Below are 24,744 nucleotides of genomic sequence, written 5' to 3'. Positions count from 1 at the left end.
TGCATCAGATCCTAGTAGCTACCGCGACTGCCCGGCCGCTACCTCGACTGCCCTGCCGTATCCAAAGGCGCCCTCCACATAACACTGAGCCGCGGCCGACTCCGCCCCACGAGCCAGGGCTTTCTGCAAAGCGTCGGCCGGCGGCCGGTACGCCCGGCTCCAGCCGTAGCCAAGCAGGCTGACCACGACTCCCGCCAGGAAGGCATCGCCGCAACCCATGGTGTCCGCGAACCGAAGCGGGTCGGTAGGCGCCGCTGCCTGCGTGAGGAAGCGTTCGCCGTCGTACATCATTGCGCCTGACTGACCGCGCGTCCCCACCACAAGCGAAACGCCCGCCGCATGTACTCGCTTGAGGTCATTTTCGACGGCGGCAATGGTCATGTTTCCGCACGACAAAAGCGCCAGGTCCACGTAGGGCGCCGTCTGCATCAAATAGGAGTCTGTTCGACGCTCCGGCTCCGACGAGTAATCAAAACTAACCAGCGTCCCTGTGCTTCGAACGGCAGGCAGCTGAGGCTCGGACGCAGAATAGACGCTCGAATGCACCAGATCGGCTGAAGCCAGGTACTTCAGGTGATCATCCTCCAGCGCGAAGGGATCACTAGTGGTGACGCCGCCTTCGTTCCAGCCCAGGAAGATCCGGTCGCCGTCCACCACTTTGATTTCAGTGACCCCGTTGAGACCATCGCGGATGATGCACTGACTGGTATCAACACCCTCCGCATCAATGGCATCGCGGACAAAAGCGCCCAGCGGATCCGAGCCAAAGACGCCGAGGTAGGCAGACTCAACGCCCAGCCGGCGGGCAAAGACCGCGACATTGACGCAGTTTCCCCCCGGGTACATCACTTTGCGGTCGAGAAAACGGTCCACGATGTTGTCCCCGAACCCGATTACTTTCATGCTCTTCCTGTCTCGAAGCTGCGGGCCCGGGCAGAACCGGACCCGCAGCGCGGCCTTATGCCTTTGCGGGCGTGGTGTTGGTCAGTATTCGACCACCCGGTAGTAGCGGCGCAGGTCCAGGGAGTGGTTGCGGACGCGTTCGAGGTGCTTGCTGAAACGGTCAAGAACCGTGTCCAGAATCAGCGGGGCAACAAGGGCACGGAATCGTGGGCTAACCCCCGGGAGTTCGTAGTCCTTGCTGTCCAGCAAAGTGGTGTTCTTGTTGTAGTTTTCGGCGAACTTGGCCACACGGTCCATCAGCGGGCGGGTCTCATCCTCGCCCAGGAGCAGCATGAGGCTGGTGTCTTCTTCGATGAGTTCCAGGGAGCCGTGGAAGAACTCTGCACCGTGCACGCGGGTTGTGCGAAGCCACTGCATCTCTTCGAGGATGCACATGGAATAGAGGTAGGTGAGGCCCCAGAGGTTTCCGGTGCCGACAAGGAAATGGTAGTCAGCGTCCTTGTTCTTCTCGGCAAAAGCTTCCGCCACGGACTCTGCTTGACGGGCGACGCCGACCAAACTCTCGGGAACGGTCTTTAGTTCCGCCGCCAGTTCTTCGTACCCTTCAAATTCGCCCCGAGCCGCGAGAAGACGGGCGCTCAAGAGGATCATGGGGATATCGAACGGCCAGGTTTTGGGTTCGGTCACCAGGGCGACATCGAGGGCTTTGGCGAACGGGCTATCTCCGAATCCTGTGAACCCTACGGTGTAGGCGCCCTTGGCCTTGGCAAACTCGATGGCCTCGATAACGTCTTCCGTAGTGCCCGAAACGGAGGCAAAGACAGCCACGGAACCGGGGCCGAACGTGGGGTCATCCGTGAGCATGAGCTCTTTGCCGATGGAGGCGCGGACAGGCAGGGTGGAGCGGGACCGGATGAAGTGCTCGTAGGGCAGCATCGCGGCGTAGGTTCCGCCGGCGCCAATAAGGAACAGGTTGGTCAGCTCCCGCTCCTGGATGGAGTCAACAACCGATTCAATCTGCCCCTGCAACGCCAGTGCGCTGCGGGTCTGCGTGAGGAATTCCTCTTCTTTGAAGCCAAGCACGGATGGTCCTTTCGATATGACGCCTGAGAGAGTTGAAACATGTTGATACCGGTATCAAGATGTGGTCATCATGGTGTCATGGGGAGTCGGGGGCGTCAATAGGTGGGGCCGGGGTGGTTTTTCTGGGAGTAGGAAAGTTGCTCTATAGTTCAGGTCCGGGTCGAGCCAGTCCACGGAGGGGTGTTTCGGGATGATGACCGGGGCCGGTCATGGACGTGCCCCAGAGCGTCCTGGGTCGTTGTGGTCAGGACTGTGCAGGTCAGCAGCCACCGTTCAGGATCGTCCTCGGGCAGCTCGGGATCGGGCCAGAACTCGTACAGGCCGGCGAAGCCCAGCAACGGTTCTTTCTCGGAGAACAGATAGTTCGGGATCTTGTTGCCGTCCTCGGTCTTCTGCCATTCGTAGTAGCCCTCGGCCGGCTTATCCGGTATCAATGGTGCCTCAGCTGGCTTTTTTGCAGCTCAGAACTGTTGAAGACGCGTCTTTGAAGAAGCCATCGCCCTGCTGGGGCGTTAGTGGCTTCCATGCTGGGCGCCGTGGCCATGGTCCTCACTTCCCTGGACTCCAGCAGTTGAGGCTAGGTAGCTCCAGCCGGCGTCGCTGAGTGCGTGGTAGGCGATGTGGAGTTCTTTCGCCGGTTCCACAACACCCCCGGTGTCGCGCTCTTCCAAGGCGGGTATCAGCTGCCCGGCTGCCGCGGTAAACCGGTCCGAAGCGGCCTGGAGCTCATCAGGCCAGGTCGTCACGGCTACTGCGATGCGGGCGTTGTGGATCAGGGCCGCCCAGTTGCGGTCGATTCTGGGTTCTGACCCCGTGAGGGCGGTGGCGATGCCATGGAAGCCCACCGTGTCGATGTGGGTCAGGGCTGCGAGTAGTCCTGTTGGGGTTACTGCCGGTTCTGCGTCGGTCTGGATGTGTCCCATCGCGGTCTCCTTGGGTCAGGTTCTTCAAGAATGGCCTCCCCTGCCGGATGTCTCAAGGCTTGCCACCGGTGCCCTTGCTATCCCAACCCCTTGCGCCAATATACCCCTGGGGGGTATATTGGCGGTGTTGTCAGTGACTGGTTTGTCGCGGAGGCCCTTGGGTTCCTCTTTACAACCGTTCAACCACAGCACTCATCGCATTTCTGCAAATAAGGGAACTGACATGCAAGCACCATCACGTACCGAACTGCCCCTGACTTCCGCCTCCTCCTCGGGTTGCGGCTGCTGCTCCGCCGATGCGAGCCAGACCCCGCAGGAAAGCTCTCCCGGTGTCGAATACTCGGTGGAAGGCCTGACCTGCGGCGGCTGCAAAGCCAGCGTTGAAAAGCAGTCAACGCGGTGGAAGGCGTGGACGCCACGACTGTTGAACTCGTTCCCGGCGGGATTTCCCGTCTGGTCGTTTCCGGAAAAGCCACACCTGCCGCCATCCGGGACGCCGTCACGTCGGCTGGATACAGCCTGACCAGCTAGTTCGAACCCACATGGCCTGCGCCGCCCCGTGCGATGCCGCGGCCGTAACTGGAGGAGCTCATCATGGCAGAGCACGATCATCACCACCACCCTTCACCGGACAGCGAAACTGAACGGGGAGCAACTATCCCGCAGCAATCAGGTGGGGCAACAATGACCGCGCATGGGCACCACGCCCACCCCGGCGGACACGACACCCGGGACGATCACGCGGTGCACAGCCACGGCCAGCATGCCGGGCACAGCACGGCCATGTTCAAGGACAGGTTCTGGCTGACGCTGGCACTGTCGGTCCCGGTCGTGTATTTCAGTCCGATGTTCGGGCATCTCCTGGGGTACATGCCACCGGTGTTCCCGGGGTCGGCCTGGATCCCGCCCGTTCTGGGTACCGTGATCTTCCTTTATGGGGGCATGCCGTTCCTTAAAGGTGGCCTGAACGAGCTGAAGTCCCGGCAGCCGGGCATGATGCTGCTGATCAGTATGGCCATCACCGTCGCGTTCGCCGCGTCCTGGGCCACCAGCCTTCGGATCGGGAACTTCGATCTGGACTTCTGGTGGGAACTGGCCCTGCTGGTAGCCATCATGTTGCTCGGGCACTGGATCGAAATGCGTGCGCTCGGCTCGGCACAAGGCGCCCTCGACGCCTTGGCCGCTCTGTTGCCCGATGAAGCCGAACGCATCACCGCTACCGGCGTCGAAACCGTTCCGGTGTCCGAGCTGAAGACCGGGGACGTTGTTCTGGTCCGTTCCGGGGCCCGGATGCCCGCCGACGGCACCATTGCCGACGGGCGGGCGGAGTTTGACGAATCCATGATCACCGGTGAATCCAAAACGGTGCTCCGCGCCGTGGGTGATCCGGTGGTGGCCGGGACCGTGGCCACCGACAACACCGTCCGGGTTACCGTGACGGCGGTCGGGGACGACACGGCCTTGGCCGGCATCCAGCGGCTGGTCGCCGAAGCACAGGCCTCGTCTTCGAAAGCCCAGGCCCTCGCGGACCGGGCCGCGGCGTTCCTGTTCTACTTCGCGACCATTGCCGGTGTCATCACTTTCATCGCATGGATTCTCTTGGGCAGCCTGCCCGAAGCAGTCACACGGACCGTCACGGTCCTGGTGATCGCCTGCCCCCACGCCCTGGGCCTGGCCATTCCGCTGGTGATCGCCATCTCCACCGAACAGGCCGCCCGGGCAGGGGTGCTGATCAAGAACCGGATCGCCCTGGAACGGATGCGGACCATCGACGTCGTCCTGTTCGACAAGACCGGAACCCTGACCAAGGGCGAACCCGAGGTCAGGAACACCGCCACCACTGACGGCGGGGCCTCTGACGAGCTGCTGGCACTGGCAGCAACCGTAGAATCCGACAGCGAACACCCCGTAGCCCGGGCCATCGTCCGGGCAGCGAAGGAGAAGGGCCTCAAGCTCCCGCAGGCGACAGGTTTCACGTCCATGACGGGCCGGGGCGTGCGCGCGATGGTCGACGGCCGGACTATCCAGGTCGGCGGGCCGGCGCTGCTGCGCGAGCTGGGGCTCACGGAACCCGAGGCCTTGGCCGGTTTGACCCGGGAATGGATGGGCCGCGGCGCAGCTGTTCTGCACGTCGTTGATGGGGACCGGATCCTGGGGGCGGTCAGCCTGGAAGATGCCATCCGGCCCGAGTCCCGGCAAGCCGTGACCGCATTACAAAGCAGGGGCATCAAGGTTGCCATGATCACCGGCGACGCCACCCAGGTGGCGAAGGCCGTGGGTGAGGAACTGAACATCGATGAGGTCTTCGCCGAAGTGCTGCCCGCGGACAAGGATAAGAAGGTCGCTGAGCTGCAGGGCCGCGGCCTGAAGGTGGCGATGGTCGGGGACGGTGTCAACGACTCCCCCGCGCTGGCCCGGTCCGAGGTCGGCATCGCCATTGGCGCCGGCACCGATGTGGCGATGGAATCGGCCGGGGTGATCCTGGCCGGCAACGACACGCGGGCGGTGCTGTCCATGGTGGACCTGTCCAGGGCGAGCTACACCAAGATGTGGCAAAACCTCGTGTGGGCCACCGGATACAACGTCCTCGCGGTGCCCTTGGCAGCGGGCGTGCTGGCATTCGCCGGGATCGTCCTGTCCCCGGCAGCTGGAGCGGTCCTGATGTCGGTGTCCACGATTGTTGTCGCCCTCAACGCCCAGCTGCTCCGCCGGGTGAAACTGAACCCCTCGCAGGTTCGTTGAACCAACAGTGAACCGTCACCGGCACCCGCTATCCCCACCCGGGGTAGGGCGCCGGTGCCGGTAGCCTAGAAACAGCAAGCACGCAGGGAGGAGGATCAGCATGGCCGCGCAACGCACCATGGCCGGTTCCGCCCTGCTCACGGCCTCACTTCTGGCCGCCGTCCTCGCCATCATCGCCGGAATCCTGGGCATGCACGTCATGACCGGCACCCACTCGGCACACTCAAGCGGAATGGTTTCCGGTGGTATGCCGGATACGACCGGGCACGCTCCGTCCGGAAGCGAAGCATCCGGCCACGCCGGCCATCTGGTCTCATCGCCTGAGCCTGCCGCGTTGCAGGAGCTGTCCACGTCGAACGGTGCAACGTCCCCTGCGCAGTGCTCCTGCTCCGGGAACTGCTCAAGCCAGCACTCCATGAGTGCCTCCTGCATCCCCACGGTCGCGACCGGCGGTCTGGCGGCGCCCGTGCCGGATGACTCGGTCTCCATCACGGCCCAGTCCGCAGCCTCCACCATCACAGCTCGTGTCCCCTGGTCCTACCGTCCCGGCAGTCCTTCACCGGGCGACTTGTCGATCAGTAGAACGTAGGGCGTTCCGCCTGCCCGGGCCCGAGCCCCAGGCCGTTTCTTTTCTTGCGCGCCCGGCCCTGTAGCGGCGGACCGGCGCAGCTGATGCACCCAACCCCTTTTTGTGCGGGCGCCTTTGCGCCCCCTGAACTCTTATAAAGGACCTGATTTTGATGACCACGAAGAAATTCTTAACTGTTGCCGCAACGGCCATCGCCGCCGCCATCGCACTGGCCGGCTGCGGCACTTCCGGTGGTTCCGGTTCCTCCGGAACGTCCATGCCGGGCATGGACCATGGCAGCAGCTCCCCCAGCGCATCAAGCCCTGCCGCGGCAACGGACCATAACGCCGCCGACGTGATGTTCGCCCAGATGATGATCCCGCACCACGCCCAGGCTGTGGAGATGAGCGACATGATCCTCAAAAAGCAGGACATTCCCGCCGAAGTCACGGCCCTGGCCACCCGGATCAAGGACGCACAGGGACCGGAGATCGAAAAGATGACCGGCTGGTTGAAAGGCTGGGGCGAACCCACCCAGATGCCCACCGGGCACAGCATGGACGGCATGATGGGCACCGAAGACATGACCAAACTCGAAGCCGCCCAAGGTGTTGAGGCCGCGAAGCTGTTCCTGACCCAAATGATCGCCCACCACCAAGGTGCCGTGACCATGGCCAAGACAGAAACCACGGACGGCAAGGATCCCGCAGCTGTCCAGCTCAGCAAGGACATCGTGAGCGCTCAGGAAACCGAGATCAAGGAAATGCAGACGCTGCTGGCCAACCTCTAGCCAGCCACAGCGGCGCCGGTCCTCCTCCAAAAGGGAGGCCGGCGCCCTCCGCATACCCGTTTCCCCCCCAACCTGGAGCTTCCCATGCAATCCTTCACCACCGCGGTAAAGCGGACCGGAGCCATCGCTGCCGGTGCCGCGATCGTGCTCGCCTTGGCCGCCTGCGCCCCGGCCGGCCCGCAGGCTTCCACAACACCATCCATCGAGCTGACGGATAAGCCCCTGCCCAGCAGTCACGTTCACGGCCTGACCGTCAACGGTGACACCAGCCAGGTGCTGCTGGCCACCCACGACGGGCTGTTCGACGTCACCAAACAGCCAGCCAGCAAGATCGGCGGCACGAACGACCTGATGGGTTTCACCGCCGGCAAAGACGGCGTCTTCTATGCCTCCGGGCACCCCGGCCAGGGCTCCGCTATGCCCAACCCCCTCGGACTGATCAAGTCCACCGACGGAGGACAAACCTGGGAGAAACTCTCACGGCAAGGCGAATCCGATTTCCACGCCCTGACCACCACCAGATCCGGGATTGTCGCCTTCGACGGGCAACTGCGCAGCAGCCCCGACGGGAAAACCTGGAACACCGTGGCGGCCATGTTCGCCCCGGCGGTCTTGGCCGGGCACCCCGACAGCGACACCGTGCTGGGCACCACCACTGAGGGAATCCAGCGTTCCACCGACGGCGGGGCAACCTGGGCATTGGACAAGACCGGCCCGGTGGTTCAGTTCGCCGCCTTCGCCAGCCCGGACGAAGCGGCAGGCGTGGCTCCCGACGGGACCACCTACTACTCGGCCGACGCCGGCAAGTCGTGGACCAAGAAAGGACGGATCGACAGTGAAGTTCTGGCCATAGCGGCCCTCAAGGGCGCCGACGGGAACCCTTGGATCTGGGCTGCCACACCCGAAGGGATCGTCGTCTCCACCGACGGCGGCACGAGCTACCGCCCCGCTGACGCCGCCTGAGACCTTCAGTTCTGCCAACGCAAACGACGCCGGCAGGCCTCTGGCGTGCCCCGGATGCCCGGTCTAGGGTGGGCGTGATGGCCGGGTCGGCCGGTCCTCACGCCCATCGATGACAGGAGCAGGCCATGACCCACCACATCAGCGCGATGATCGAGTCCCACCCAAGAGCAACGGGCTTGGTAGATAATGAGGGGCTGGCCGAATGCATCGCTGCCTGCTTGGAATGCGCCCAGGCGTGCAGCGCCTGCGCCGACGCGTGCCTGGGCGAGGACATGGTCGCCGACCTCACTGCCTGCATCCGCACAGACCTCGATTGCGCCGATATCTGCCATACCACCGGCACCATCCTCAGCCGCCAAACCGATACCAACACCGAGATTGTCCGGGCACTCCTCGAAGCCTGCCGGACCGCCTGCGGCGTTTGCGCCGAAGACTGCGAACATCATGCCGGCATGCACGAACACTGCCGGATCTGTGCAGAGGCCTGCCGACGCTGCGAAAGTGCCTGCACCGCGCTGCTGGCCGCCCTCACCTGAAAATCAGGGAGCCGAGACCTGCGCTTCCGGTCGTAACCCGGCCATGGTGATCCCGACGAGCTGCAGCCCGCCAGCAGGGGCCATCCCGGCAGCTGCACCCAAAGCGTGCAGACAATAGCCTGCCAGGACGTCAGGGGCTATATCACTGCGGATTACACCTTCCGCTGCACCGTGGGCCAATAGTTCAGTGAGGAAGACGTTGAGCTGCCGTTCGGCATGCCCGACGTGGGGACGGGCATGGAGCCGTACCGCTTGTTCGCTCCCGTGGCCGGAGTGCGCGATCAGCGCGTAGGCCCGCAAAACCCCTTCCAGCTTCCGCCACGGACCTCCGTAGGTGCTGTCCTTGATCCGGGCGAGCTCCTGCAAGTGGGAACTGATGTGGCGTTCATGCCAGGCATCCAGGACCGCCTCCACATCGGGAAAATACTTGTACAGCGTCGCCCGCCCAATCCCGGCATCTTGGGCGATCTGCGACATCGTGACCGACGAAACCCCCTGCTCGGCAACCAAAGCCGCAACAGCCTCCAGAATGGCGCCTCTTACGGCGCCGCGATGCTCCTCGATGGTCTCGTTCCACAGCTTTGGCATGCCAAGATCATACGCCTCGTCACCACTTAGACAGACCGACGCATTCGAGACATACTGTCTCGTAAAGAGATTTCATCGAATGGCAATTAGACGCTGACAGGAGCGCCATGAGTGAACAACAAGGACTCCCCGGGGACAACACGCAAAAAGACCGGGACACCTTCACCGGCCCGCCCCGCTGGGTCAAAGTTTCTGCCATCGTCGCAGGGGTCCTGCTGCTGGTGGTCGTTGCCGTCATGCTCCTCAGCGGTGGAGAACACGGACCGGGGCGGCATGGCATCGGTATCGGCAGCCCGGAGAGCTCCACAAGCGCGCCGGCGGCCACCGGCACCGGGCACGCTCCCACCTTGACCGCTCAGCTGTGATCCGCTGATGGTCCTCAGCGCCATGGCGAGGAAGTTTCTGCTGACCTTGCACATCATTTGTTCCCTGGGGTGGGCCGGTGCCGTTGCCGTGTTCGTCGTCCTCGACCTCGCAGCCCTCACCGGAGAGCAGATAGAGCTGAGCCGCCTGCTGTGGCTGGGCTTTCAAGCGACGGTCTGGTCGCTCCTGATCCCCTTGGCGCTGGGTTCACTGCTGACCGGAGTGGTGTTGGCCCTCGGGACCAAATGGGGGCTCATCCGCCATTACTGGGTTCTCTTGAAACTGGTCCTGACTTTGTTCGCCACGGTCATCCTTGTCCTGTACACCCACACCATCGATCCCTTGGCGGAGATCGCCGCGGACCCCGTCATGTCCGGAGTGCAGATGCCCTCCGCGCTGTTGCACACCGGCGGGGCCCTCGTCGTGTTGGCGCTGGCCACCATCCTCGCTGTGTACAAGCCCCGCGGGATGACCCGCTACGGGCAGAAAAAGCTTTCCCGCACGTCAGTTCGCTAAAAGACGCGTCCTTGACGGTATTTCCGATGCTTAGGAATGCCGATGAACTGGTGGGGCTCAGCCTGCCGGGCGGCGAAATGCGACCCACAGCGCACATCTGCGGCAGATGTAGGCGGGTTCTGCGCCTAGGGCGTGGAGCTTTTCCCGTTTCATGGTTCGCCCGCAACAGGAACATCGGAGTTCTTGTTCAGAGGCCATGGCGTCTCAAAGCCTCGATCACTTGGTCGATGTCGGGAGTTCCTGAGAACCCTTCCGACCTGTGGTAGATCCTGCACGCGAGATCGCGTGTAGGGGTGCCGTCGGGGAAGATGTCCGTTCCGTCTGCTGCGATCGTCGGGGACCCGGAAAAACAGGTTCCAAGCGTGTCAGCGGGCGTCTCTATTCGTCGCAGTTGGACGGGAATGTCTTCGCGGCCGAGCGCGGCTAGGGCAGCCTCCACGTGGTTGACTGCTGTCACCGTGTTGGGGCAATTATCGATGTGGAACACTTCAATTTCCATGGAAATCATCCTGCATTGCGTGGTTCGAACATGTTGACGGCGACCCAGGCAGGCATATGATCGAACCAGCGATCTCCCTTCGGTCGGGACGGAAACCGTAGAAGGTCATTCCCCAAGCAACGGATCCCACTCCCAGGTGTAAAAGCCACGATCTGCACCCTGCCGAGGTGGCAGGTACCGGAGAGCCGCTACCTAGCCCTTCGTACAGTTACCGGACGAAGCGGGCGATGGCATCGGAGGCCTCTTGTAGCTTGGCCTCGGCTGCGTCTCCGCCGAGCTGGGCGGCATCGAGGACGCAGTGCTTCATGTGGTCATCGAGCAAACCTAGGGCCACGCCGCGCAGGGCCGAGGTCAGCGCTGAAACTTGGGTGAGGATATCAATGCAGTATTGTTCCTCGTCAACCATCCGCGCGATCCCCCGCGCCTGACCCTCTATTCGCTTGAGGCGCGCCAAGTACCGCTCTTTGTCGGTGATATAGCCGTGGTTTGTGTGGCTCTCGGCCCCTGCTTCAGGGCTTGGAGGCAGCTGTTTGGTGGTCATTCTATTCCTTTGGGGTAGCCGTAGATGGTAGTGGGTGCGAGGATCCCGTGCCGTCGCGGGATGATCTGTTTTCCAGGGATTTCACTGTCAGATCGACCACGCACCGGAATAAACAGGCCGACGCCCAGCGAATCACCTTACTCATGGTACTTGCGAGGCTCTCGCTTCCGGGCTCCTGCAGAGTGCCGGAGCAAGGGGTGGACGATTCAGCTGCCCCGCCTTTAAGCGGCGTGAATACGGAGATCATGCCGCACCAGAGCCGGCACTTGGGATTGGCCAGCGCGGCGACCATCGCGCAGGGCTTGGCCCTGGAGAGTCCAAGATGACGCTTACAGTCACGCTGTTGGGCCAGTTCATTCGCTTTCCCTCTTAGCTACAGGTACCCCCTAAGGGTATAACTCCGCGCGGGGAAACTCAAGATCACCCCCCTTCGAGAGCCACTGGTTGCTCGACGCCACGTATTCCAGCCTTGTCAATTATACCCCTATGGGGTATGGTGACTCAACGTGGTACCCCCGGGGGGTATTCGGTCTGAGCGACAGATCAGCAGTACGAGGGCACGGACGAATGGCAGTGGGATTTGCGTCGCGAATGTTGTGGCCAAGTTCCCGGCAGATGGGACGAGCATCCGCGTCCTGTGCTGGACGGTTCGAAGTACCGTTGCCAGCCCCTCGTGAATGACGTCCAGAACCACATTCCCTAGCAAGCGTCCGATACAGAACAGAGGAGACGATATGACTGACATCAGCAGCCACAGCAGCCACGGCGTTGAAGGATCCGGCGGCCTGATGCTCACGGAGCATGGATACACACTGGATTTCGATTTCCAACCACTCGGCAGCGGAACGCAGACGATAACGTTCCGGATTGTCGGCCCGGACGGACAGCCGGTTAACGAGTTCACACCCACGCATGAGAAAGAACTGCACCTGATCGCCATCCGCCGTGACATGACTGGCTTCCAGCATGTCCACCCGATCATGGACCAGTCGGGGACGTGGACCATCGATCTGGAACTTACCTCTGGACCCTGGCGGATTTTCACGGACTTCCACCCGACCGGACACGACGGGCCCATGACTTTGAGTATCGAAGCCTCCGTCTCCGGCGAGTACATCCCCCAACCGCTTCCCGGTATTGGACAGAGCGTGGAAGTCGGCGACTACACCGTCACGCTTGAGGGCAGGCTCCTTCCCGGAGAGGCGAGCGAACTTACCTTCAGTGTCGCCAGGAACGGACAGCCGGTGACGGATCTGCAGCCATATCTTGGCGCTTTTGGGCATTTGGTGGCACTTCGCGTCGAAGACCTTGCCTACCTTCATGTCCATCCCGAGGGAGAACCTGGTGACGGAACAACCCAGCCGGGCCCGGAAGTCTCATTCATGGCCATCGCACCTTCAGCTGGTTTGTACCGTCTGCATCTGGATTTCCAGCACGAGGGCGCCATTATCACCGCGCAGTTCACGGCCCGGGCCACAGGTACCGTCGCCGAGGGTTTGGCCGCAGAGGCCGGAACACGACCGGGCAAACCCGGCGAGGAATCCCATGGCAACCACGGGTCGCATCACCACGCCTGACCTCCACCGGTGGCGTGGTGAAGCCAACCATCGAAGTCATTAACAATCCAATCGCCGCACACCTCCTGAAGGATTCTCATGTCTCGACTTACCCAACTAACCCCCGCTACGGCGGTGGGCACGTCCCGCGATCTACTCTCGGACCTGGTCTCCCGCCATGGCCGAGTTGGTGACATGGTCTCTACGATGGCGCATTCACCAGCTGTTTTGGGCGGTTATCTTCAGCTCAGCCGGTCGATGAAACGCGCAAAACTGAACCGCAAGATCAGTGAGCGTATTTCCATTGCTGTCCAGGTCCAGCAAGGCTGCGGCCTTTGCCTCGACTCACATGTCGACGCAGCCCGCGCCGCTGGAATCGAGGAGGACGAAATTGGCCTTGCCCGCGCGGGCACTTCGGCCGACCCGGCGATTGCGGCGATCATCGCTCTGGGTCTCCGTATCTACCGCGACCCGCAGGGAATCACCGATGAGCAGATCCTCGGGTTGCGCGAGCACGGTTACAGCGACCGGGAAATCGTCGATGTCGTCGGCATCGTGGCTCTGAACATCCTCACCGGCGCCTTCAACTTGGTCGCCGGTTTGAGACCCGAACCCAATCCAGCCTCGTAGGAGTCTGAAGCCTCATTTTCGCGGGCGGCCTCGTGAGGGTCTGTCCCGCTGCATGGATGAAAGGAAAACCATGCGTTTGTTCGCAATCCGCGACTACCGCCATCTTTTCAGCGCCCAAGTCATCGCGCTGTTCGGCACCGGACTGGCGACGGTCGCCCTTGGCCTGCTCGCTTACGAGTTCGCTGGCCCGCGCGCGGGCGAGGTTCTCGGAACCGCACTGACAATCAAGATGGTCCTGTACGTGATCATCGCACCGCTGGCTGCTGCATATGTTGACCGGTTGCCCCGCCGGGCGTTCCTCATCACTCTCGATGTGGTTCGAGCTGCAGTGGTCCTTGCGCTGCCCTTTGTCACCGAGGTTTGGCATATTTACCTCCTGGTCGGCCTCCTGCAGTCAGCGTCAGCGGCGTTTACGCCGACGTTCCAAGCGGTGATTCCCGATATCGTGACCGACAAAGCCGCCTACACGCGTGCCCTGTCCGCTTCCCAGGTCGCCTACACCATGGAGAGCCTGCTCAGTCCCGTGCTGGCCGCAGTCGCGCTGAGCTTCATGAGCTTCAATTGGCTTTTCCTGGGCACCTCGGTTGGATTCGTCGTCTCCGCGTTTCTCGTGATGTCCACACGCATCCCCAACGCTCAGCCAAGCGCCCACACCAAGGCCTGGGACAGGGCTGCGGCAGGAATCAGAACGTTCGTCAGGAGACCGCGGTTGCGGGGCATCATGGCGCTTAACCTTGTTGTCGCAGCGGCCGGATCGATCGTGATCGTCAACACCGTCAACTACGTCCGCGATGAACTGGGCGGCTCCCAGTCCGACGTGGCCTGGATGATGGCGGCCTCTGGTGGTGGAACTCTGATGGCCGCGCTGGCACTCCCCCGTGTGCTGGACCGGGTCACGGAGCGCACTGTCATGCTGAGCGGCGCCGCCGTTCTCGTGGCCGGTGCCGCAGGGGCGCTCACATTCAGTGCGGTAGGGGTACCTACCTGGGCTGGCACAGCGATCATCTGGGTGGTCATCGGAGCCGGAATGGCGATGATCATCACCCCGACGGGAAGAGTTCTCCGTGCTGCGGGTGAACCGAACCGGATACCGGAGGTCTTCGCAGCCCAATTTTCGCTCTCTCACCTTGCCTGGCTGATTACCTATCCCATTGCCGGCTGGCTCGGAACAAACGCCGGGTTGACCCTCACGTGGTCTGCGCTGGCAGTCCTCACCGTCATAGGAGCGGCAGCTGCCCTCTACCTGTGGCCGCGCCATGATGGACACCACGACGCCGTGATTCTGGCCCCGGCCCACCCACAGGCTGCGGCAAGTCACGTAAAGACGGTCTCAGATACCGGGGTGGCAGAGGGCACGCTGGCCGCGGGACAGTGCTCTTGTGTACGTATTTCCTGAACGAGAAAACGTCGGTTTCCGACGTACCTGGAGCCGGGTGCCGGGACCCTTTGCGGGGTTCCGGTGCCCGGCTTCCGCACAATGACGGTTCCTGTCGAAGGTGCTGAGGGTTCTGTACCAACGTCGACAGCGCGTTCAGGCCATTGCTGACGGCATGGCATTCGTTGCCGGTCGGCCACCTTGGCGGCAGTACTGTTCTGCTGCAGCGCGCAGAAGGGGTACCGGGCATGGGGCGCGTGGCTCCAATGGGGTTCAGGAAGTTTGTGGTCCCGGAGATGGGGCTTCCTGCCATGAGACGCCTGGCCACTGCCTGGACCTGAAGTGCGGTTCCCGTTTCTGGCCTGCGGTTGGAGGGTCCGCCGTCCTGCATCCACTGCTGAGATTCTCAACGGTTTAGCTACCAGTGCCGGAGCCGCTTCGGGGCGGCAGATGAGTTCCCCGCTGAGGAGGCGGGACCGGGTTGGCCGCAAGGGACCTTCTGCCGGTGCGGGTTCGTTCTGTTGTGCGAGATCGAACTGGTTTTGGGGCGCGGACTGGTGTTCGTGTCCTCCCCGATTCGGGGATACGTGGGGCGCTGGAGGGCGAAGATTCGCCTTCGTCCGGTCTAGCCGCGGCGTAAGCGGGCAATGGCTTCGGACACTTCGAGAAGGAGGGTCTCGGCAGCCCGGGGGTCATGGCGCACAGCATCCAGGACGCAATATTTCATGTGGTCATCGACCAGTCCGAGTCCGAGACTGCGCAGTGCTGCGCTCAGGGCGGAGACCTGGGTAAGGATGTCGAGGCAATACTGCTCTCTTTCGAACATCCGGGCGACTCCTTGAGCCTGGCCTTCCATTCGTCTGAGGCGGGCAACGTAGCGGGCCTTGTTGCCGGTGTACTGCAGGCTGCCGCCGCACAGGTGGCCCGCCGGCCTGCCCGTGGATGCGTTCGGGTACATAGCTGTCTCCTGATGCCCGGTGGTAGGCCCTGGGCGCGGTGACTCAAGGTCACCGCGCCCAGAATGCGTTTCGCGCCGAGAGTGTCAGCCGGCGTGGGCGTATTTGGCCGGGTCGGCGTCGAAGGCCGGTCCGCAGCCTGCGCAGCAGAACCAGTAGCGCGTTCCTTCGAAGTCACGGTAGAGGCCGCTGGCCTCGGCTGCAGCCTTGACTACGGGCGTGCCGGCCATGACCGGGCAGTGGGCAATTGCGTCATTGTCTTGCGGGGGACGTTGGGTGAGAGTCAGGTCCTCTGTCGAAGTGTCCTTGGCGGAGGTGCTGCAGCAGCTTCCCATGGTGGGTTTCCTTTCGGGGTGGGGTTAGGCGTCGACCGGCTGCAGCGCGCGGGAGCGGGCTGCGGTCGGCGACTGGTTTACCGCGTGGCTTTTGAAGGAGCGCAAGCGGAGGCTGTTGGTGACCACGAAGATGCTGCTGAATGCCATGGCGGCTCCGGCCAGCATGGGGTTGAGCAGCCCGAGGGCGGCCAGCGGTATCGCGGCCACGTTGTAGGCAAAGGCCCAGAACAGGTTGGTTTTAATCGTGCCCAGGGTTTTACGGGCAAGCCGGATCGCGTCGGCGGCGGCACGTAGATCTCCTCGGACCAAGGTGAGGTCCGCCGCTTCGATGGCCACGTCCGTCCCGGTTCCCATGGCCAGGCCCAGATCCGCTTGGGCAAGTGCCGCGGCGTCGTTGACGCCGTCGCCGACCATGGCCACGACTTTGCCCTGCTTCTGCAGGTCCGTGACAACACGGACTTTGTCTTGGGGCAGGACTTCTGCGATGACCTGTTCGATCCCCACTTGGGCGGCGACCTGTTCGGCGACGACACGATTGTCGCCTGTGAGCAGCACCGGCGTCAGACCAAGGGCGCGGAATTGTGAGATGGCTTCGGCGCTGGTGTCTTTGATTGCGTCGGCAACGGTGATGACACCGCGGACCTGCCCGTCCCAGGCTACGACTACTGCCGTCTCGCGGGCTGCTTCGGCCTCAGCCTTGGCCCTGGCAAGATCGGCCGGCATTGTCAGTGACCAGTCGGCGAGCATGGATTCGCGTCCGACGATTACCAGGTGCCCTTCGACCACGCCTTGAACGCCGCGTCCTTCGACGTTCGCGAAGTTTTCCGGGGTTGGCAGGTCCCCGACGCGTTCGGTGGCACCGCGTGCTATCGCTTGGGCGATGGGATGTTCCGAGGAATCCTCCAAGGCTCCGGCGATGCGGAGTAGTTCGTCGGGGTTGGTGCCGGGCGCGGTGTGCACGTCCCGCAAGGTCATCTTGCCGGTGGTGACTGTACCGGTCTTATCGAGCAGGATGGTGTCGACCTTGCGGGTTGATTCGAGCACTTCGGGGCCTTTGATCAGGATGCCCAGTTGGGCTCCCCGGCCGGTGCCGACCAACAGTGCCGTTGGCGTGGCCAATCCCAAGGCGCATGGGCAGGCGATGATGAGAACGGCCACGGCTGCGGTGAATGCCGCCGTTACCGGGAATCCTGCGCCGAGCCAGGCGGCCAGTGTGCCAACAGCGACTGCGATCACGATGGGTACGAACACACCAGAGATCCGGTCAGCCAGACGCTGGACCTCGGCTTTGCCGGACTGGGCGTTCTCCACCAGTTGTGCCATTTGAGCCAGCTGGGTGTCCGAACCTACGCGTGTGGCGCGGATGACCAGCCGGCCACCGGAATTGACGGTGGCGCCGGTCACCGTGTCCCCGGCGCCGACTTCCACAGGCACCGATTCGCCGGTGAGCATCGACTCATCGACCGCGCTGCGGCCGCTGACGACCACGCCGTCCGTCGCGATCTTCTCGCCCGGACGGACGATGAACTCATCGCCGACGGACAGCTGATCGGTGGGGATGCGAATCTCGTCACCGTCGCGCAGCACGGCCACGTCCTTGGCGCCCAACTCCAGTAGGGCGCGCAGCGCTGCCCCGGCCTGGCGCTTGGAACGCTTCTCGAAGTAGCGGCCTGCCAGGATGAACAGGATCACCCCGGCGCCGACTTCCAGGTAGATGTTGCCCGCACCATCAGTGGGAGCTACGGTCAGTTCGAAGGGATGCGTCATCCCCGGCGTCCCGGCGGTGCCGAAGAACAGTGCATAAAGGGACCACAGGAACGCAGCAGTGGTGCCCATGGAGATCAGGGTGTCCATGGTCGCGGCACCGTGGCGCAGGTTGGTGTACGCGGTTTTGTGGAAGGGCCAGCCCGCCCAGAGGATCACCGGGGCGGCCATCGCCAAGGAAAGCCATTGCCAGTAATTGAACTGCAGGGCAGGGATCATCGCCATGGCGATGACGGGGATCGCCAGCACGGCACTGCCGATAAGCCGGTGTTTCAGCGACCGCAGTTCAGCGTCGGGACGGTTGTCGTCTTCCTCGTTTTGCTGTTCCCGCCGGGCGCTGGGCAGGGCCGCGGAGTATCCGGTCTTTTCGACCTCGGCGACCAAGGCCTGAGGATCGTATCCGGCAGGAGCGGTGATACGGGCTTTTTCGGTGGCGTAGTTGACGGAAGCGATGACGCCATCGAGCTTGTTGAGTTTGCGTTCGATCCGGTTGGCGCACGAGGCGCAGGTCATCCCGCCGATCTCGAGCTCAATGTCGAGTTCCGGCGCAGGTTGCCTGGCTGCTGATGCAGACATGGGGTACTACTTTCTCCCGGTACGGAGCCCGACCTGTCAGGGTCGCGCTCCTTGGGGGCTAGTGAGATGGGTCAGTGCCCGCCGTGTCCGTCGTCGGCTGTGCCGGCGTCGGTGGGTGCCTGATCGGGGGTAGGTGCGGTCGCAGCTCGGGGCGATCCCGTGGTGTCGACGGTGAACTGGGCGGTGTGCACCTTTCCGTCCACCTGAAAATCGAAGTAGAGGTAATAGCGGCCCGGCGTCGGGGGCGTGGTCGCAAATTTCACCTCGGGCCCGGAGACCCCGCCCTGACCCGGCTCGGCACCTTCAGGGTGTGTATGCAAGTAGGCCATGTCGCCTGCCCGCAGAGCCACCAGGTGCCCATAAGCCCCCAAGTAAGGCTGCAGGTTTGTTACCGGCTGACCGCTGCGGTTAACGCTGACCGTCAGATCCGACGGTGATCCTGCCTGCAGGTCGCCCTGAAGAGAGACCTGGAACCCTTGGACCTCATCGGTGGCGGAGACCTCCGGTGCCGCCGGCTCGAGTGAACCGGCTACATCCACAGTCCGGGTCAGCGTCACATTCGCGTCCGAGCCGGTCGGGACAACGTCGGCGTAAATCCGATACGTACCAGCCGCCTCCCACCGCCACGGCAAGGACCAACGCCCGGCTTCGTCCATGACAGGGTGCACGTGACGGTACTGCGTCCCGTCCGAACGCACCACGATCAGGTGAGCCCGCTTTTCATGCGAAGCCTCGAACCCGGTGACCGGGGAGGCGTCCTTGCCGGTAATGGTAAACGCCAGTTCCCCGTCTGCGCCCACGGCTGCGGGTGCGGTAATGTCCCCCAGCAGGTAACCGCCTCGTTCCGAAGTTACGCCCTGAACCGGAGAGCCGGCTGCGGTGGAAGCATCAGGCATAGGTTGTTCTGCGTGCGCCGCCCCGGCGTGCCCGTCCATGGAACCTTCCGAGTGCGTCCAGGCCGCTACGGCTTGTTCCGGCACAAGGGCCGCCGCGCCCGCGAAGGCACCGGTGAAAATCACCGCAAGCCCCGCCACGTAAGCACCCAGTCGTCCGGCTGCGTTCACGCCGACCGCACCCCCTGGTAGCCGGCAGTCTGCACGGCGGCCAGGACAGCCGCGTCCTCGACCGGCCCGGTACCGGTGACCACGAGCCTGCCGCTCTGATGGCTGACGTCCACGGACTCGACGCCAGGCACTTCCAGGACCTCTTCGCGGATGGACATTTCGCAGTGCCCGCAGGTCATTCCGGTGACTTGGAACTCAGTGGTGTTCATGATCTGCCTTACCCTTTCATCGTACCCCTAGGGGGTATGTGTATAGTTGCTAAGGTACCCACGGGGGGTATCAATGTCAAACGGGCTAAACGGGCAGGAGACCGGAATGGATCGGCAGCAGGAAATCGTCATTGTTGGTGCGGGGGCTGCGGGTTTGAGCGCAGCAGCTACGGTGCGGGCCGAGGGCTTCGAAGGGCCGCTGACTCTGATTAATGGGGAGCCCCATCAGCCGTACAACCGGACACTGGTCAACAAAGGAGTCCTGCCAGGTCTGCTCACTGCAGAGCAGATTACCCAGCCGGGAGTCCGCGCACTTGAGGGCGATCTCCTCCAGGCCCGCGCTGCCGCTGTGGACACGGAGCGCTCAGTCCTCACCTTGGCGGACGGCCGCACTGTGCCATACGCCGCGCTGATCGCCGCCACCGGGAGCTCCCCACGTCCTGCCGACCGCATGACAGGCGCCCCAGACCGGGTTTTCCACCTCCACACGGCAGATGATGCCGTACGGCTGCGCGCCCGTCTGGGGCAGAACGCGACAAGCAAGACTGTCGCGGTTCTGGGTGCGGGGTTCATCGGCGCTGAAACCGCCAGTTTCCTCGCCGATGCCGGTGCCCGGGTTCACCTCATCTCCCGATCTGCCACACCACTGGCCTCTGCGTTGGGCAGTCGAATCGCGGAGCACATCGCCGAACTTCACCGACACAACGTCCACGCCTACTTCGGCCAAGACGTCACCACTCTCACTACCGGACCCGCCTCTGTGACCATCACGTTGAGCGATGGTCAGATCCTGGAGTCAGATCTTGTGGTCATAGCCCACGGCACCATGCCAAGCTCTGCCTGGCTCACCGATGCCGATCAGGGCGTCGCCGTCGATACCCGTCTGAGGGCCCGGGATTATCGGGCTGTCTATGCAGCGGGCAGCCTTGCACTTCACCCGGCCAGGGACGGGCGGCTTTACCGCATCGACCATTGGGATGCCGCCGTTGCCCAAGGCGCCCACGCGGCCCGTGCCGCTCTGCATGATCTGACCGGGGCACCCGATCCGGGCCCGTACACCGCGGACACCGGATTCACTCTTACCGTCTACCGGCACTCCGCGGCCGCGTACGGCGCAGCGGTACCCGGCAGCCACCAACGTCCTCTGGGAACGGACGATCCCAAAGCAATACTGACCAGCTTCCACCATCCCGAGGGCGGCATCACTGCGGTGGCGGGGCTGAATGCCTTCACCGAATTGCTCGCTGCACGCAGCAAAATCACCGCCCCTTAGGCCTGCGAAACGTCCGACACAACAAACCCGATGTCGTCGATTTCCAACCCGGCAGGGCAGAAGATTCCCGCCATTAAACCACCAAGAAGGAGAACTCCATGTCCACCGTCAACCTCACAGAACAAGATTTCAGCCGCACCATCGAGGACAACAACATCGTCTTCGTTGACTTCTGGGCCAGCTGGTGCGGGCCCTGCCGAATGTTCGCCCCTACTTACGAAGCAGCCTCCGCAAGGCACGCCGATATCGTCTTCGCCAAGGTCGACACTGAGGCCGAACAAGCACTGGCCATGTCGGCTAAGATCACGTCCATCCCCACACTTATGGCCTTCCGGGAAGGGGTTGTGGTTTTCTCCCAGCCTGGAGCCCTGCCCGCCGGGGACTTGGAAAAAGTCGTCGCGGGCGTCAGGAATCTCGACATGTCGAAGGTACATGCAGATCAGGGTGGCCACTAAACACCCTCCCGATCGGGCCGGCCGCGTAGGAGCCGGCCCGAGTCAGTCCTACTATCCACTCGATTCGCGGGCGACCAAAGGATGGCCAGTGCCAGGGGATCAGCCAGAAAGGTCATGTAATGACACAAGCCCGTCTCAAGACAATGATGATGGTAGTCAAAGACTTACCCGTCACCTTTCACGCGAACCCCACCCGAAGGTGACCATGTCCGCCGACACTTTTCCCGAGACCAATCGCTCCGCACCGTGCAGCGAAAAGTTGTCCGCGTGCTGGCATTGGCCCAGATCCTGGGAGGAATCGGCACCGGTGCCACCATGAGCCTCGGGGCGATGTTAGTCACTGACGTATCCGGCTCCGCAGCTTGGTCAGGGATGGCCATGACGATGGGGGCTCTGGGCGCTGCGTTGCTGGCAATGCCCCTCGCCCACCTGGCGCAGGCCAAGGGCCGGCGGATTTCGCTCAGTACAGGAGCCTGGATCGCTGTGCTCGGCGGCGTGGTCGTGATCATCGCGGCGGGCGTGAGAAGTTTGCCGCTGCTTTTGGTGGGCATGGTCCTCATGGGCTCGGGTTCCGCTCTGAACCTGCAGGCCCGCTTCGCAGCCACTGACCTCGCGAGCGAGGCAACCCGGGGTCGGGATTTATCTCACGTTGTATGGTCGACAACCATCGGGGCCGTCGTCGGGCCGAATCTCTTTGGGCCCGGAGAAAGCCTGGGCGAGAGCATGGGGATGCCACCGTTCACCGGAGGGTTCATTATTGGCGGCATCGCGCAGTTGCTCGGAGCCGCCGTTTATCTCGGTGGCCTTCGGCCGGATCCGCTGCTCTTTGCAGCTAAGGGCCAACGTACCGCGGGAGGCATCCAGCCCCAGACCGACGGAACTTCAGTTGGCGGTTTCCGCTTGCTGCGCTCTTCACCGGGCGCGAAACGTGCGGTGCTCACCCTGGCTTCAAGCCACGCCGTCATGGTGGCACTTATGGCCATGACCCCCGTGCATTTGACCGGACATGGCGCCTCGCTCACCATGGTTGGGCTGACGATCAGCCTGCATGTGGTTGGCATGTTCGCATTCTCCCCGGCCCTTGGTTACCTTACGGACCGCTTTGGCGCACGGATAGTTGTACTGGCGGGGCAGGCCATACTCCTTGGTGCCCTGGTGTTGGCCATACTGGGATCCCACAATGATGTCCTGGTCACCGTGAGTTTGGGCTTGCTGGGCTTGGGCTGGTCGGCCTCCACTCTGGCCGGCTCCGCTATGGTCAGCCAAGCGGTTGAGTCCGTTCATCGACCACGGCTGCAGGGTGTTTCTGATTCACTCATGAATTTGGCAGGAGCGGCAGGCGGCGCAGCCGCGGGACCCGTCCTGGCCAACATCGGATTCAGCGGGCTAAGTGCTGTCCTTATCACTCTGGTGGCTGTCACGGTGATAGCCCAGATCGGGCGCAAATGAAGTGGCCGCCCTGCAGGTGCAGGGCGGCCACTTCAGGTTCGGCCTAGTTCGTGCCCGCCATCGTTCGGCTGCTCCGGCGAGCCGATGCCACCGCTTCGGAGGGGATCACCAGTGTTGGCCGGGTGGCGTGGTGAAGGACGTTGGCCGAGGTGCTTCCCAGCAAAGTTGCCTTGAAGCCACGCAACCCCCGGGACCCAAGAACGATCAGATCAACATCGAGCTCCTCGGCGGTGTCCACGATGGTTTCGGACGCCGTGGCCATCGTGGATGCGATCAACGGTTCGGCGATCAAGCCGAGGCTGCGGGCCAATTCTGCACCTTCAGCGGCAATTCGTTCTGAAACATCGAGCGCTGCGGCATCGAGCTCCTGTAGTTCCTCCAGAGCCGGATGGCCTTCCAGATGCGCTGCGAAGCCTTCCAGCGGTTGGCGGGCATAGAGCAGTACCGCTGTAGCGCCTGGAAAAAGGTTTGCGACGGTCTGCATTGCGCTCTGCGCGTTAGGAGACCCGTCGTAGGCGATGAGCAGTTTTGGAGTAAGCATTTGCGTTTCCTCTCTAGTCATTGATGGCTGAGCCCAAGTGCGCTCAGACACCTCTGTTGGAGCCGTGCCTGCAGCGGGTAGAGCGCAGGGTCCTGAACATTCCTGCCTATTACACCGAGACCGATTCGTCAGCTGCCGGCGTGGATGACCTGGACTTCTTCATTGCAAAGCCTGTGATCACGGCTCCGGCCAAGGCGAGGATTCCAGCGCCGATGAAGGCTGCGGAATACCCCTGGGTCAGCTCTACCCGAGAGGGGTCGGTACCGGAGATGCCGTAAACGATTGCCGTGAGAACTGCTAGTCCAAGCGCGGACCCGATCTGGTAACTGGTGCTCACCAGCCCCGAAGCAACTCCGGTTTCAGCGGGCGGAGCCGCGTTAATGGCAGTGCCCAGGGAGGGGACGAACGCCAGTGACATTCCGAGGGCAGCCAGGAGCGATGCGGGAAGAACGTCGACAGCGTAGTTACCGTCCGGGCGGACGAAGGAAAGCCACACGAGCCCTGCAGCCAACAAGAGCAGGCCGCTAACAATCAGCGATTTCGCACCGAACCTGCCCTGGAGCCGCGGAGCCCACGCGATCATGACGAGAACCACAAGCCCGGTCATCGGCAGGAGCGCGGCGCCGGCCGCGAAGGCAGTCGCGCCCAGAACCTGCTGCAGGTACAGGTTCAGGAAGAACCACATGGACACCCACGCAGCACCCAGCAGCAACTGCGCACCGTTGGCAGCGCCAAGCAGGGGTGCACGGAGCAAGCCCAGACGCATCAAGGGATTACGGCTTCGTGCCTGGATGATGAAGAAGATCACCAGCAGGACGAGACCGCCAGCCAGGATGCTGAGCGTGGGGACAGTGAGCCAACCAACTTCAGGTGCCTTAACAACGGCGTACACAACCGCGGCCAGCCCGCCCGTAACGGTGAGCGCCCCGGCGACGTCGATGGATCCGGACGCCTTTTTCACGGTCCGGGGAAGCGATGTTGCCGTGAATGCGAGAACGAAGACCGCGATCGGGATGGTTACGTAAAACACCCAAGGCCAGCTGGCATACTCCGTCAGCACTCCACCGAGGAAGACCCCCGCAGTGCCTCCGATGGGCGCCGCTGCGCCGTAGACAGCGAATGCTTTCGGAAGGTCGGACGTACCGCCGAACAGCATCATCAGCAAAGTAAGAGCCGCCGGCGCAATCAACGCAGACCCGGCTCCCTGGATAGCACGGCCAGCGATCTCCAAGCCGACACTGTTGGCCGCCCCGGCCAGCAACGAGCCCGCGATGAGAATGATCCATCCCAACGCAAAGATCTTCCGGGCGCCGAAGACATCCGAGAGACGACCTCCCAACAAGAGCAGGCCTCCGAAGGCCACTACGTAGGCGTTGAAGACCCATGACAGCGATTCCGGCGTGAACCCGAGGTCCTTTTGAATATCGGGCAGAGCGACACCAATGATCGAGGTGTCCATAATGACGACGAACTGCGCCGTAGCGATCAGCACCAGGCCTAGCCAGCGCTTCGCCGGCGATAGGGGTGGATGGGTAGACATATTTCT

Annotated in this window: 28 protein-coding genes; 14 read left to right on the top strand and 14 right to left on the bottom strand. The window is 63.0% G+C overall.

Annotated elements, in window-relative coordinates; translation table 11 throughout:
- Positions 1-18: 18 nt before the first annotated feature.
- The 4 genes from ACNAOT_RS02460 to ACNAOT_RS02445 all read right to left on the bottom strand — a co-directional run bounded on the left by ACNAOT_RS02460 (position 19) and on the right by ACNAOT_RS02445 (position 2,909).
- Complete coding sequence (locus ACNAOT_RS02460) at positions 19-903, bottom strand: PfkB family carbohydrate kinase (protein WP_420179895.1); 885 nt, start codon at positions 901-903, stop codon at positions 19-21.
- A gap of 81 nt (positions 904-984) precedes the next feature.
- On the bottom strand, positions 985-1,986 hold the full coding sequence (locus ACNAOT_RS02455; RefSeq protein ID WP_420179894.1) for an SIS domain-containing protein: 1,002 nt from the start codon (positions 1,984-1,986) through the stop codon (positions 985-987).
- Positions 1,987-2,135: 149 nt separating this feature from the next.
- Positions 2,136-2,420, bottom strand: coding sequence for an SOS response-associated peptidase family protein (locus tag ACNAOT_RS02450; RefSeq protein WP_420179893.1), 285 nt, complete (start codon positions 2,418-2,420; stop codon positions 2,136-2,138).
- A gap of 78 nt (positions 2,421-2,498) precedes the next feature.
- A complete protein-coding gene (locus tag ACNAOT_RS02445) occupies positions 2,499-2,909 on the bottom strand; it encodes a hypothetical protein (RefSeq protein ID WP_420179892.1) in 411 nt (136 codons plus the stop codon).
- Between the two features lie 408 nt (positions 2,910-3,317).
- On the opposite strand from ACNAOT_RS02445, the gene ACNAOT_RS02440 reads away from it, so the two are divergent.
- The 6 genes from ACNAOT_RS02440 (at position 3,318) to ACNAOT_RS02415 (ending at position 8,508) form a co-directional block, all read left to right on the top strand.
- Positions 3,318-3,440 (top strand): heavy-metal-associated domain-containing protein, encoded by a 123-nt coding sequence (locus ACNAOT_RS02440; RefSeq protein ID WP_420179891.1) that lies wholly within the window; start codon positions 3,318-3,320, stop codon positions 3,438-3,440.
- 63 nt (positions 3,441-3,503) lie between these two features.
- Entirely contained in the window at positions 3,504-5,651 is a 2,148-nt protein-coding gene (locus tag ACNAOT_RS02435; RefSeq protein WP_420179890.1) for a copper-translocating P-type ATPase, read from the top strand.
- 100 nt (positions 5,652-5,751) lie between these two features.
- Positions 5,752-6,240, top strand: a complete 489-nt coding sequence (locus ACNAOT_RS02430) for a hypothetical protein (protein ID WP_420179889.1) — start codon at positions 5,752-5,754, stop codon at positions 6,238-6,240.
- A gap of 151 nt (positions 6,241-6,391) precedes the next feature.
- Entirely contained in the window at positions 6,392-7,009 is a 618-nt protein-coding gene (locus ACNAOT_RS02425; protein WP_420179888.1) for a DUF305 domain-containing protein, read from the top strand.
- Between the two features lie 84 nt (positions 7,010-7,093).
- The gene (locus ACNAOT_RS02420; RefSeq protein WP_420179887.1) at positions 7,094-7,972 is read left to right on the top strand and encodes a F510_1955 family glycosylhydrolase; all 879 of its coding nucleotides are present in this window, start codon (positions 7,094-7,096) and stop codon (positions 7,970-7,972) included.
- A 125-nt stretch (positions 7,973-8,097) separates the two neighbouring features.
- Positions 8,098-8,508 (top strand): four-helix bundle copper-binding protein, encoded by a 411-nt coding sequence (locus ACNAOT_RS02415; RefSeq protein WP_420179886.1) that lies wholly within the window; start codon positions 8,098-8,100, stop codon positions 8,506-8,508.
- A 3-nt stretch (positions 8,509-8,511) separates the two neighbouring features.
- Here the strand turns inward: ACNAOT_RS02415 and ACNAOT_RS02410 are convergent, their stop codons facing one another.
- Positions 8,512-9,096, bottom strand: a complete 585-nt coding sequence (locus tag ACNAOT_RS02410) for a TetR/AcrR family transcriptional regulator (protein WP_420179885.1) — start codon at positions 9,094-9,096, stop codon at positions 8,512-8,514.
- Between the two features lie 107 nt (positions 9,097-9,203).
- Here ACNAOT_RS02410 and ACNAOT_RS02405 point away from each other — a divergent pair, with 107 nt between their 5' ends.
- Together ACNAOT_RS02405 and ACNAOT_RS02400 are read left to right on the top strand one after the other, a co-directional pair.
- Positions 9,204-9,461 carry a hypothetical protein gene (locus ACNAOT_RS02405; RefSeq protein WP_420179884.1) on the top strand — a complete coding sequence of 86 codons (258 nt, stop codon included), beginning with the start codon at positions 9,204-9,206 and terminating at the stop codon, positions 9,459-9,461.
- A gap of 22 nt (positions 9,462-9,483) precedes the next feature.
- A complete protein-coding gene (locus ACNAOT_RS02400; RefSeq protein WP_420179883.1) occupies positions 9,484-9,975 on the top strand; it encodes a DUF2269 domain-containing protein in 492 nt (163 codons plus the stop codon).
- A 187-nt stretch (positions 9,976-10,162) separates the two neighbouring features.
- Here the strand turns inward: ACNAOT_RS02400 and ACNAOT_RS02395 are convergent, their stop codons facing one another.
- Positions 10,163-10,474 carry a thioredoxin family protein gene (locus ACNAOT_RS02395; RefSeq protein WP_420179882.1) on the bottom strand — a complete coding sequence of 104 codons (312 nt, stop codon included), beginning with the start codon at positions 10,472-10,474 and terminating at the stop codon, positions 10,163-10,165.
- Between the two features lie 208 nt (positions 10,475-10,682).
- Positions 10,683-11,015, bottom strand: coding sequence for a metal-sensitive transcriptional regulator (locus ACNAOT_RS02390; protein ID WP_420179881.1), 333 nt, complete (start codon positions 11,013-11,015; stop codon positions 10,683-10,685).
- Between the two features lie 734 nt (positions 11,016-11,749).
- Here ACNAOT_RS02390 and ACNAOT_RS02385 point away from each other — a divergent pair.
- The 3 genes from ACNAOT_RS02385 to ACNAOT_RS02375 all read left to right on the top strand — a co-directional run bounded on the left by ACNAOT_RS02385 (position 11,750) and on the right by ACNAOT_RS02375 (position 14,597).
- Positions 11,750-12,592: a hypothetical protein gene (locus ACNAOT_RS02385; protein ID WP_420179880.1), complete on the top strand. Its 843-nt coding sequence runs from the start codon at positions 11,750-11,752 to the stop codon at positions 12,590-12,592.
- Positions 12,593-12,670: 78 nt separating this feature from the next.
- Positions 12,671-13,201, top strand: coding sequence for a carboxymuconolactone decarboxylase family protein (locus ACNAOT_RS02380; RefSeq protein ID WP_420179879.1), 531 nt, complete (start codon positions 12,671-12,673; stop codon positions 13,199-13,201).
- A 70-nt stretch (positions 13,202-13,271) separates the two neighbouring features.
- Positions 13,272-14,597, top strand: coding sequence for an MFS transporter (locus tag ACNAOT_RS02375; protein WP_420179878.1), 1,326 nt, complete (start codon positions 13,272-13,274; stop codon positions 14,595-14,597).
- Between the two features lie 604 nt (positions 14,598-15,201).
- Here the strand turns inward: ACNAOT_RS02375 and ACNAOT_RS02370 are convergent.
- The 5 genes from ACNAOT_RS02370 to ACNAOT_RS02350 all read right to left on the bottom strand — a co-directional run bounded on the left by ACNAOT_RS02370 (position 15,202) and on the right by ACNAOT_RS02350 (position 19,480).
- On the bottom strand, positions 15,202-15,534 hold the full coding sequence (locus tag ACNAOT_RS02370; protein ID WP_420179877.1) for a metal-sensitive transcriptional regulator: 333 nt from the start codon (positions 15,532-15,534) through the stop codon (positions 15,202-15,204).
- An 84-nt stretch (positions 15,535-15,618) separates the two neighbouring features.
- Positions 15,619-15,867 carry a YHS domain-containing protein gene (locus tag ACNAOT_RS02365; RefSeq protein WP_420179876.1) on the bottom strand — a complete coding sequence of 83 codons (249 nt, stop codon included), beginning with the start codon at positions 15,865-15,867 and terminating at the stop codon, positions 15,619-15,621.
- A gap of 24 nt (positions 15,868-15,891) precedes the next feature.
- Positions 15,892-18,207, bottom strand: a complete 2,316-nt coding sequence (locus tag ACNAOT_RS02360; RefSeq protein WP_420179875.1) for a heavy metal translocating P-type ATPase — start codon at positions 18,205-18,207, stop codon at positions 15,892-15,894.
- 71 nt (positions 18,208-18,278) lie between these two features.
- On the bottom strand, positions 18,279-19,271 hold the full coding sequence (locus ACNAOT_RS02355; protein ID WP_420179874.1) for a heavy-metal-associated domain-containing protein: 993 nt from the start codon (positions 19,269-19,271) through the stop codon (positions 18,279-18,281).
- Positions 19,268-19,480: a heavy-metal-associated domain-containing protein gene (locus ACNAOT_RS02350; protein WP_062073676.1), complete on the bottom strand. Its 213-nt coding sequence runs from the start codon at positions 19,478-19,480 to the stop codon at positions 19,268-19,270. Before ACNAOT_RS02350 ends, ACNAOT_RS02355 begins: the two co-directional genes overlap by 4 nt.
- A gap of 106 nt (positions 19,481-19,586) precedes the next feature.
- Here ACNAOT_RS02350 and ACNAOT_RS02345 point away from each other — a divergent pair, with 106 nt between their 5' ends.
- The 3 genes from ACNAOT_RS02345 to ACNAOT_RS02335 all read left to right on the top strand — a co-directional run bounded on the left by ACNAOT_RS02345 (position 19,587) and on the right by ACNAOT_RS02335 (position 22,657).
- On the top strand, positions 19,587-20,753 hold the full coding sequence (locus ACNAOT_RS02345; RefSeq protein WP_420179873.1) for an FAD-dependent oxidoreductase: 1,167 nt from the start codon (positions 19,587-19,589) through the stop codon (positions 20,751-20,753).
- A gap of 98 nt (positions 20,754-20,851) precedes the next feature.
- Entirely contained in the window at positions 20,852-21,208 is a 357-nt protein-coding gene (gene trxA, locus ACNAOT_RS02340) for a thioredoxin (protein WP_062073672.1), read from the top strand.
- Between the two features lie 246 nt (positions 21,209-21,454).
- The gene (locus ACNAOT_RS02335; RefSeq protein WP_420179872.1) at positions 21,455-22,657 is read left to right on the top strand and encodes an MFS transporter; all 1,203 of its coding nucleotides are present in this window, start codon (positions 21,455-21,457) and stop codon (positions 22,655-22,657) included.
- 43 nt (positions 22,658-22,700) lie between these two features.
- Here the strand turns inward: ACNAOT_RS02335 and ACNAOT_RS02330 are convergent, their stop codons facing one another.
- Together ACNAOT_RS02330 and ACNAOT_RS02325 are read right to left on the bottom strand one after the other, a co-directional pair.
- On the bottom strand, positions 22,701-23,198 hold the full coding sequence (locus tag ACNAOT_RS02330) for a universal stress protein (RefSeq protein ID WP_420179871.1): 498 nt from the start codon (positions 23,196-23,198) through the stop codon (positions 22,701-22,703).
- A 109-nt stretch (positions 23,199-23,307) separates the two neighbouring features.
- The gene (locus ACNAOT_RS02325) at positions 23,308-24,738 is read right to left on the bottom strand and encodes an MFS transporter (RefSeq protein WP_420179870.1); all 1,431 of its coding nucleotides are present in this window, start codon (positions 24,736-24,738) and stop codon (positions 23,308-23,310) included.
- Positions 24,739-24,744: the final 6 nt, after the last annotated feature.

This window comes from Paenarthrobacter sp. TA1.8, assembly GCF_048595705.1.
GTDB classification, from domain to species: Bacteria; Actinomycetota; Actinomycetes; order Actinomycetales; family Micrococcaceae; genus Arthrobacter; species Arthrobacter nitroguajacolicus.
Note: the sequence above shows the minus strand (reverse complement) of the source record. Positions and strands in the feature narration are given on the sequence as shown.

What these genes read in the sequence shown, in the direction of transcription:
- ACNAOT_RS02380 (WP_420179879.1), top strand. Translation starts at nt 12,671, where the DNA reads ATGTCTCGACTTACCCAACTAACCCCCGCTACGGCGGTGGGCACGTCC.
- ACNAOT_RS02420 (WP_420179887.1), top strand. Translation starts at nt 7,094, where the DNA reads ATGCAATCCTTCACCACCGCGGTAAAGCGGACCGGAGCCATCGCTGCC.
- ACNAOT_RS02410 (WP_420179885.1), bottom strand. Translation starts at nt 9,096, where the DNA reads ATGCCAAAGCTGTGGAACGAGACCATCGAGGAGCATCGCGGCGCCGTA.
- ACNAOT_RS02325 (WP_420179870.1), bottom strand. Translation starts at nt 24,738, where the DNA reads ATGTCTACCCATCCACCCCTATCGCCGGCGAAGCGCTGGCTAGGCCTG.
- ACNAOT_RS02395 (WP_420179882.1), bottom strand. Translation starts at nt 10,474, where the DNA reads ATGGAAATTGAAGTGTTCCACATCGATAATTGCCCCAACACGGTGACA.
- ACNAOT_RS02345 (WP_420179873.1), top strand. Translation starts at nt 19,587, where the DNA reads ATGGATCGGCAGCAGGAAATCGTCATTGTTGGTGCGGGGGCTGCGGGT.
- ACNAOT_RS02385 (WP_420179880.1), top strand. Translation starts at nt 11,750, where the DNA reads ATGACTGACATCAGCAGCCACAGCAGCCACGGCGTTGAAGGATCCGGC.
- ACNAOT_RS02430 (WP_420179889.1), top strand. Translation starts at nt 5,752, where the DNA reads ATGGCCGCGCAACGCACCATGGCCGGTTCCGCCCTGCTCACGGCCTCA.
- ACNAOT_RS02425 (WP_420179888.1), top strand. Translation starts at nt 6,392, where the DNA reads ATGACCACGAAGAAATTCTTAACTGTTGCCGCAACGGCCATCGCCGCC.
- ACNAOT_RS02370 (WP_420179877.1), bottom strand. Translation starts at nt 15,534, where the DNA reads ATGTACCCGAACGCATCCACGGGCAGGCCGGCGGGCCACCTGTGCGGC.
- ACNAOT_RS02375 (WP_420179878.1), top strand. Translation starts at nt 13,272, where the DNA reads ATGCGTTTGTTCGCAATCCGCGACTACCGCCATCTTTTCAGCGCCCAA.
- ACNAOT_RS02460 (WP_420179895.1), bottom strand. Translation starts at nt 903, where the DNA reads ATGAAAGTAATCGGGTTCGGGGACAACATCGTGGACCGTTTTCTCGAC.
- ACNAOT_RS02390 (WP_420179881.1), bottom strand. Translation starts at nt 11,015, where the DNA reads ATGACCACCAAACAGCTGCCTCCAAGCCCTGAAGCAGGGGCCGAGAGC.
- ACNAOT_RS02445 (WP_420179892.1), bottom strand. Translation starts at nt 2,909, where the DNA reads ATGGGACACATCCAGACCGACGCAGAACCGGCAGTAACCCCAACAGGA.
- ACNAOT_RS02415 (WP_420179886.1), top strand. Translation starts at nt 8,098, where the DNA reads ATGACCCACCACATCAGCGCGATGATCGAGTCCCACCCAAGAGCAACG.
- ACNAOT_RS02435 (WP_420179890.1), top strand. Translation starts at nt 3,504, where the DNA reads ATGGCAGAGCACGATCATCACCACCACCCTTCACCGGACAGCGAAACT.
- ACNAOT_RS02400 (WP_420179883.1), top strand. Translation starts at nt 9,484, where the DNA reads ATGGCGAGGAAGTTTCTGCTGACCTTGCACATCATTTGTTCCCTGGGG.
- ACNAOT_RS02365 (WP_420179876.1), bottom strand. Translation starts at nt 15,867, where the DNA reads ATGGGAAGCTGCTGCAGCACCTCCGCCAAGGACACTTCGACAGAGGAC.
- ACNAOT_RS02330 (WP_420179871.1), bottom strand. Translation starts at nt 23,198, where the DNA reads ATGCTTACTCCAAAACTGCTCATCGCCTACGACGGGTCTCCTAACGCG.
- ACNAOT_RS02360 (WP_420179875.1), bottom strand. Translation starts at nt 18,207, where the DNA reads ATGTCTGCATCAGCAGCCAGGCAACCTGCGCCGGAACTCGACATTGAG.
- ACNAOT_RS02350 (WP_062073676.1), bottom strand. Translation starts at nt 19,480, where the DNA reads ATGAACACCACTGAGTTCCAAGTCACCGGAATGACCTGCGGGCACTGC.
- trxA (WP_062073672.1), top strand. Translation starts at nt 20,852, where the DNA reads ATGTCCACCGTCAACCTCACAGAACAAGATTTCAGCCGCACCATCGAG.
- ACNAOT_RS02405 (WP_420179884.1), top strand. Translation starts at nt 9,204, where the DNA reads ATGAGTGAACAACAAGGACTCCCCGGGGACAACACGCAAAAAGACCGG.